The sequence below is a fragment of the Brevundimonas sp. genome (genome assembly GCF_036399195.1).
Classification (GTDB): Bacteria; Pseudomonadota; Alphaproteobacteria; order Caulobacterales; family Caulobacteraceae; genus Brevundimonas.
Window position 1 is genome coordinate 1 of the sequence record NZ_DASWNO010000191.1, and the last position, 6420, is coordinate 6420.

Consider the following 6420-nt stretch of genomic DNA (forward strand, 5'->3'; position numbering starts at 1 on the left):
GGTCTGATGCTGGCCGGGACGGCGGTGATCCTGCCCCTGATCCTGGCCTACACCGTCTGGGTCTACTGGGTGTTCCGGGGCAAGGTCGACGAGGAGAGCGGCTATCATCATTGAACCCGTTCCGCCGCCCGAGCCGGGCGAGGGCGCAGGGCCCTTGTGGCGGCGTCTGGCCTGGTTCGTCGGGCTGGCAGTCGTCGCGGCGGCGGTCACGGCGGTCGTCGCCTACGCGCTGAGGGCCTTGCCGTTCGCGGGCTGAGGCGCGAAGGTCAGAGCCATGAAAGTACACCTGGTTACCGCCGCCGCCGTCGCCCTCGCCGGAGCGGCGCAGGCCCAGTCGGCGCCCCCAGCGGCCCAGACGCCGCCGCCGTCGAGCACGCTCACCCGCGACCTGAACAGCGGCCCGCCCGCGCCCGCCGCCTATATCGCGCCCGCGCCCGCTCCTACGACCGCGCCCACTCCCGCCGCAGCATCGCCCAACGTCCGTCCAGCGGCGGGTCAGCCGCCGTCTGCTCCGGCCTCCGCCGCTTCGCCGCCTCCGGTCGTTGCTCGGCCTGCCGGCGCCCCGCCCGCGTCCTCCGCCCCGCCCGCGTCCTCCGCCGCGCCGGCGCCTGCGCGTGCGGCCCCGGCTCCCCCGATCACAGCTCCAGCTACCCCCGCTCCGCCCAGCGCGGCGCCGCTTTCAGCGGTTCCCGCGCCGGCGCCCGCCACGCCGCCGCCGCCGCCGTCGGTCCCGGCGGTCACCGTGTTGGACGCGACGGCCCGCGCGGCCCTGCCGTTCTCCGTCACCCTGCCGGCTGGGTTCGAGATCGTCACCGGCCGCCCCGGCCCGGACTTCCGCATCTATACGATCCGGCGGGGCGAGCGCTCGTTCGTCATGGTCTACGCCGGACCCGCCTCGCAGTTTCCGATCTACAGCGGCGAGATGGTCGAGGCCGCGGGGCGCAACTCGGTCGTCGCCACCGAGGACGGCGTCCGGCACGCCAAGGAGCACCTGTTCCAGCGCGCCGATGCGCCGCGCGAGGTCCATGTCTGGACCATGAGCCTCGACGGCGCCGACCGGGCCCTGGCCGAGCAGATCGCCCAGTCCGTCGATATCCGCTGACCGATCAGGTCCGCGCGGGCCACCCATGCCGCGCCGCCCACTCCAGCACCAGCCGGGGCCAGACCGCCGCCGGCTTGCCGGCGATCAGCCGCACCCCGAAGCCGTGGCCGCCTTCTTCGAACAGGTGCGTTTCTACCGGAACTCGGGCCGCGCGAAGGGCCGAAAGCAGGCCGAGGCTGTTCTCGACCGGCACGGCCTCGTCGTCGACCGCGTGCAGCAGGAAGGTCGGCGGGGAGCCGACCCAGTCCATCTGCTCCAGAGAATACCGCCGGATCGCCTCAGGCGTCTGCGACGGTCCCAGCAGTTCGCGCCGGGATCCGGCGTGGACGAACGGATCGGCCATGGTCGCGACGGGATAGAGCAGGATCGTCAGGTCAGGCTGCGCCGACTGATGATCGGTGTCATCGACCGGCTCGTAGATGCTGTCGCCGGGTCGCGCTGTCAGCAGCCCGGCGAGATGTCCGCCCGCCGAAGCTCCCAGCACCGCGACGCGTCGGGGATCAAGACCCTCCGACGCCGCGCGGCCCCGGATTAGCCGCATCGCCCGCTGGGCGTCCTGCAGCGGCGCGTCGGCGCCCGCGGCCCAGCCGTCGCCCGGCAGGCGGTAGCGCAGTACGAAACAGGTGACGCCCGCCTCGGCGAACACCCGGGCGCAATCCAGCCCCTCCTTGTCCACCACCACCCACTTGTACCCGCCGCCGGGGATCAGCAGCAGGGAGGCGCCGTTCGGGCGCTGCGGCCGCAGCACGGTGAGGATCGGCTCGGTGGTGTACTGGGCGAAGCGGTCGCGGAACGCCGGATCGGTCGAGCGCTCGACCACACGCGGGGTTACCGTGACCCGCTCTCCCCCGGGGGCCGCGCCGGGCCACAGCCGGATGGCCTCGACGGGATCAGGCGGCGCGACGTCGGGCGACGCCGTCCGCAGCCCCACGGCAGGAGCCGCCGCCATCGCTGCAAGCCCGAGCGCGTCTCTCCGGTTCAGGGTCACGCGCCCGACCGCCGGGGCATCAGACCAGTTCGACCGCCATCGCCACGGCTTCGCCGCCGCCGATGCACAGGCTGGCCATGCCCTTCTTGCCGCCCCGCGCCTGCAGCGCCGACAGCAGGGTGGTCAGGACCCGCGCGCCCGAAGCGCCGATGGGATGGCCGAGGGCCGTCGCGCCGCCGTTCACGTTCAGCTTGGCGTGGTCGATGCCCAGCTCCTGCATGGCGATCATGGCGACGACGGCGAAGGCTTCGTTGATCTCCCACAGATCGACGTCCTCGACGGACCAGCCGGCCTTCTTCAGCGCCTTCCGCATCGCAGGCACGGGCGCGGTGGTGAACAGCGCCGGGTCGTGGGCATGCGCGGCGTGGCTGACGATCCGCGCGACGATCGGCAGGCCCATGGCGTTGGCGACGCTCTCGCGCGTCATGACCAGAGCCGCTGCGCCGTCAGAGATCGAGGAGGCGTTGGCGGCGGTGATGGTGCCGTCCTTCGAGAACGCGGGCTTCAGGTTCGGGATCTTCTCCGGCATCGCCTTGGCCGGCTGCTCGTCCTCGCTGACGATCTCGACGCCCTTGCGGCTGGTGACCTCGACCGGGGTGATCTCGGCGGCGAAGGCGCCCGAGGCGATGGCGGCGCGCGCCCGGGTCAGGCTTTCGATGGCGTAACCGTCCTGAGCCTCGCGGGTGAACTGGTAGGAGCGGGCCGAATCCTCGGCGAAATTGCCCATCAGCTTGCCGGGCGAGTAGGCGTCTTCCAGCCCGTCCATGTACATGCTGTCGACGATGACGTCGTGGCCGATGCGGGCCCCGCCGCGATGCTTGTTCATCAGGTAGGGGGCGCCGGTCATCGACTCCATGCCGCCCGCGACGATGACGTCGGCGGAACCAGCGGCGAGGGCGTCGGAGGCCATCATCACCGCCTGGAGGCCCGAGCCGCACATCTTGTTGACCGTGGTCGCCTCGACATGCTGGCCAAGCCCGGCTCCGATCGCGGCCTGGCGCGCCGGCGCCTGTCCCAGACCGGCGGGCAGAACGCAGCCCATGTAGATCTGCTCGACCTTGTCGGCGGCGACGCCGGCGCGCTCGACGGCGGCCCTGACCGCGGTGGCGCCCAACTCGGTGGCCTTGACCCCGGACAGGGCGCCCATGAAGCCGCCCATGGGCGTGCGGGCGAAGGAGACGATGACGACGGGATCGGACATGGAGAAGACCCTGGGGAGAGGTTCGGGAAAATCGAGGGTGAAATGAGCCCGTTGCGCGCGTTGCGCAAGCGGCTCAGCTAGAGCGGCGTCATGGGACCGGCGCGTGGCGTCTGGCCGCCGAGGCTGACGGCGGCGGCGGCGAGGCCGAACTCGGGCAGACTGTCGCGATGGGCGGCCAGAGGGGTCCGCATGAGCGCGCGGGCCAGGGTGTTCAGCGGACCGAGGGGGGTCTCGCTCTCCATGCGCTCCAGCCAGGCCGACACGCGTGGCCAGCGGGCGGGGTCGACGTGCACCTGAACCGCGCCGGCGTTGACGAAGGCGGGCGCGACGCTGAGGTCGGCCAGCGACAGTTCACCGAACAGGAAGCCGGTCTCGGGCGTCTGGCTCTCGAGATAGTCCAGGATCATCGGCAGCTCGACGTCGCGCGCCTTGCGCACCACCTCTGCGTCGGTCTCGGTCCCGAAGAACCGCGGCTTGAGCGCGATCTGGAAGAACAGCCGCCAGCCCAGCACGTCGAACAGGCGGGTGTCGGCGAACTCCTCGAGCCAGCGCGCCTTCGCCCGCCGGGCCGGATCGGCGGGCCATAGCGACGGGCCGGGCCGGGTCTCCTCGATGTACTGGACGATGACGCTGGAGTCGCACAGCGTCAGGTCGCCCTCGACCCAGACCGGAACGCGCCGCAGCGGGCTGAGCCGCTCGAAATCGTCATTGCCGTACATCGGCGAGATGGGGTCCAGCTCGACCTCGATCCCCTTGACGGCGCACGCGGCCAGCACCTTGCGCACATACGGCGAGACCGGGCTGCCGATCAGGGTGACGGCGGCCATGGCTCAGGCCGCTTCCTCGCCCACCGTCTGACGCGGCATCACGTCGCCGACGGTGGGGCAGTCCGCGGCGTGGACCAGGGTGATGTCGCGCGGCTTGACGATCTCGTTGCAATGGCCGCAGGCGATCCGCGGGGCCAGATCGTGCCCGCAGCCCTTGTGCAGCATGGCGAAACCCGAGTCCGCCTCGCCATAGACGTGGCGGGCGCCCCAAGCGTGCAGCGTGACCAGCACGCCGTACAGGTCCTTGCCCTTGGCCGTCAGCCGGTACTCGTTGCGGGGCGGGCGTTCGGAATACAGGTGCGGTTCCAGCACGCCGTGCTGGACTAGCGTCTTCAGCCGGGCGGCCAGAACGTTGCGGGCCACGCCCAGCCGCTCCTGCCACTGCTCGAAACGGCTGACGCCGTTGAAGGCGTCGCGGATGACCAGCAGCGTCCACGGATCGCCGATGACCTCCAGCGTCGCGGCGATCGAGCAGCTCTGGCGTGAATAGTCGGCGGTGCGTCCCATGCAGGGAAAGTGACCCTGCGTCAGGCGTTTGGCAAGAGGGTTGCCAATCCGAACGGACTAGGTCAGTCTTGTTTGGCTACGGACGTGGGCGGTCAGCCGCGCATATCCTGATCCCTCGACTCGGGCGGAAGGCCTCCCCCTTCCGCCCGTCTTTTCTTCACGATAGTCCCCGTACATGACGCAGCAGACCCTGGCCGAGGCCCTGACGCTGACCCCGGACGCCGAGGGCGGTCTGGTCGCGAGGCTGACCGGCGGCTTCTCCAACGCGCCGCAATCCGCGCCGCAGGAGCGGGGCGCCCCGTTCGGAGGCCTGATGGCGGCGCTGGCGGCCGGGACCATGCGGCAGGGGTTGGGTGTGGAGACGCCGCTGCAGTCGCTCACGGTTCAGTATCTGGCCGCCGCGCGTTTCGAGGACGCGACCTTCCATCCGGTGATGAACCGCGGCGGCCGCAACGTCGCCTACGCCTCGGTCATCGGCGGGCAAGGGGACCGGCCCGCCATTCATGCCCTCGGCACCTTCGGAAGGGACGTGCCGGGCCCCGTCATCACGCCGCTCAAGGCCTCGCCGCGCCCGGTGGAGGAGCTGGAGCCGACGCCGCTCGATACCGGCTTCGGCCCGTGGTTCACACAATATATCGACCACCGCTTCGTCGCCGGGCCAAGGCTGTTCGGCGAAAACGCCGGCCGCACGCCCGAGCTCGGATGCTGGATGCGCACGAGCGACGGCGCCCCACTGGACGAGGCGCGGCTGCTGTTCCTGCTGGACGGCCTGTATCCGACCTATTTCACCGCCCTGCCGGCGCCGCCGACCATTTCCGCCAGCGTCGATCTGCGCGCGGACATCTTGGCGCCGCTGGAGGGCGTATCGCCCGACGGCTGGGCCTATTTCCACTTCGAGAGCCGTGACGTGGGCGGCGGTTGGGCGGTGGAGGACGGCGCGGCCTACGCCCCGGACGGGCGCCCGCTGGCGCTGGTCCGCCAACGCCGCAAGCTGATGCCGAGCCGGACCTAGGAGGGCAGGCCGCGCAGCTGGATCAGGGGGATGACGATGTCCTCCTCGTCGTCCAGATGCCGCAACAGCGGCGGCCCGGCGGCCTCGATGGCGTCCGACAGCCGCGCCGCGTGATCCCGCGCCTCCGCGGGGTTCGCGGTTACGGCGCGGTGGAAGCCCAGGGCGGTCTGGAACAGGCTCTCGAGAACCTCGTGAATAGCGTCGTGGTCGCGGTCCAAAAGGTCGAGACCGGCGCCGATGCGCGGCTCGACGGACCGCATCATCGGGAAATAGTGCCCGCTCTCGACGCGGTGGTGACCGTCGAGGTGCTGCAGGAAGGACTGGAGCGCCGGGATCAGCTGCCGGTGCAGGGCCGACAGCTCCCCGCCCGCGCGCCATTGCCCGATCAAGGCGCCCATATGTGTCTGATGCGAGCGGAAGCCGCCGTGCATCTGCAGCCAGAAGGCCGCGGTCTGATCCAGCGACGCTGCAGTCCAACGATCGCGCGGAAACTGCGGCAGCAGATACTGGAACTCGGCCGGCAGTCCGGAGCGCGTGGCGAGCGCCGTCGGCCCGTTGCCCGTGTCAGGCAATGGCGGCGGTGGTCTGGATGAAACCGCCCCCCAGCAGGCGGTCGGGATCCGCGGGATCGTAGAGGGCGCAGGCCTGACCGGGAGCCACGCCTTCTTCGCCGGCGTCGAAGATCACCGACACGGCGCCGTCGATCAGCGCCAGACGGGCGGGAGAGGGCGGACGCGTCGAACGGACCCGCGCCAGGACCGACGCGCCTTTGGCGGCGGCGGC

The 6420-nt window shown here is 71.3% G+C and carries 8 protein-coding genes; 2 read left to right on the forward strand and 6 right to left on the reverse strand.

All coding sequences use genetic code 11. The annotated features are described in order from the left end of the window. Positions 1 to 742 precede the first annotated feature (742 nt). Positions 743 to 1102 (forward strand): hypothetical protein, encoded by a 360-nt coding sequence (locus VGB60_RS08850; protein ID WP_331037902.1) that lies wholly within the window; start codon positions 743 to 745, stop codon positions 1100 to 1102. Between the two features lie 4 nt (positions 1103 to 1106). Here the strand turns inward: VGB60_RS08850 and VGB60_RS08855 are convergent, their stop codons facing one another. From VGB60_RS08855 to VGB60_RS08870, 4 genes are all read right to left on the reverse strand, one after another. Then, positions 1107 to 2051: an alpha/beta hydrolase gene (locus tag VGB60_RS08855; RefSeq protein WP_331037903.1), complete on the reverse strand. Its 945-nt coding sequence runs from the start codon at positions 2049 to 2051 to the stop codon at positions 1107 to 1109. A 58-nt stretch (positions 2052 to 2109) separates the two neighbouring features. Further along, positions 2110 to 3291 carry an acetyl-CoA C-acyltransferase gene (locus tag VGB60_RS08860; RefSeq protein ID WP_331037904.1) on the reverse strand — a complete coding sequence of 394 codons (1182 nt, stop codon included), beginning with the start codon at positions 3289 to 3291 and terminating at the stop codon, positions 2110 to 2112. 77 nt (positions 3292 to 3368) lie between these two features. Further along, positions 3369 to 4118 carry a glutathione S-transferase family protein gene (locus tag VGB60_RS08865; protein ID WP_331037905.1) on the reverse strand — a complete coding sequence of 250 codons (750 nt, stop codon included), beginning with the start codon at positions 4116 to 4118 and terminating at the stop codon, positions 3369 to 3371. A 3-nt stretch (positions 4119 to 4121) separates the two neighbouring features. Then, entirely contained in the window at positions 4122 to 4625 is a 504-nt protein-coding gene (locus VGB60_RS08870) for a helix-turn-helix domain-containing protein (RefSeq protein WP_331037906.1), read from the reverse strand. Between the two features lie 175 nt (positions 4626 to 4800). Here VGB60_RS08870 and VGB60_RS08875 point away from each other — a divergent pair, with 175 nt between their 5' ends. Continuing rightward, positions 4801 to 5637, forward strand: a complete 837-nt coding sequence (locus VGB60_RS08875) for a thioesterase family protein (RefSeq protein WP_331037907.1) — start codon at positions 4801 to 4803, stop codon at positions 5635 to 5637. Here VGB60_RS08875 and VGB60_RS08880 read toward each other — a convergent pair. Together VGB60_RS08880 and VGB60_RS08885 are read right to left on the reverse strand one after the other, a co-directional pair. After that, the gene (locus VGB60_RS08880; RefSeq protein WP_331037908.1) at positions 5634 to 6209 is read right to left on the reverse strand and encodes a hemerythrin domain-containing protein; all 576 of its coding nucleotides are present in this window, start codon (positions 6207 to 6209) and stop codon (positions 5634 to 5636) included. The two genes, VGB60_RS08875 and VGB60_RS08880, sit on opposite strands and share 4 nt — an antisense overlap. Next, positions 6202 to 6420, reverse strand: a 219-nt coding sequence (locus VGB60_RS08885) for an aminomethyltransferase beta-barrel domain-containing protein (RefSeq protein ID WP_331037909.1), incomplete at its 5' end; no start/stop codon positions are given. The genes VGB60_RS08880 and VGB60_RS08885, both read right to left, overlap by 8 nt.

What these genes read in the sequence shown, in the direction of transcription:
- VGB60_RS08855 (WP_331037903.1), bottom strand. Translation starts at nt 2,051, where the DNA reads ATGGCGGCGGCTCCTGCCGTGGGGCTGCGGACGGCGTCGCCCGACGTC.
- VGB60_RS08860 (WP_331037904.1), bottom strand. Translation starts at nt 3,291, where the DNA reads ATGTCCGATCCCGTCGTCATCGTCTCCTTCGCCCGCACGCCCATGGGC.
- VGB60_RS08865 (WP_331037905.1), bottom strand. Translation starts at nt 4,118, where the DNA reads ATGGCCGCCGTCACCCTGATCGGCAGCCCGGTCTCGCCGTATGTGCGC.
- VGB60_RS08870 (WP_331037906.1), bottom strand. Translation starts at nt 4,625, where the DNA reads ATGGGACGCACCGCCGACTATTCACGCCAGAGCTGCTCGATCGCCGCG.
- VGB60_RS08875 (WP_331037907.1), top strand. Translation starts at nt 4,801, where the DNA reads ATGACGCAGCAGACCCTGGCCGAGGCCCTGACGCTGACCCCGGACGCC.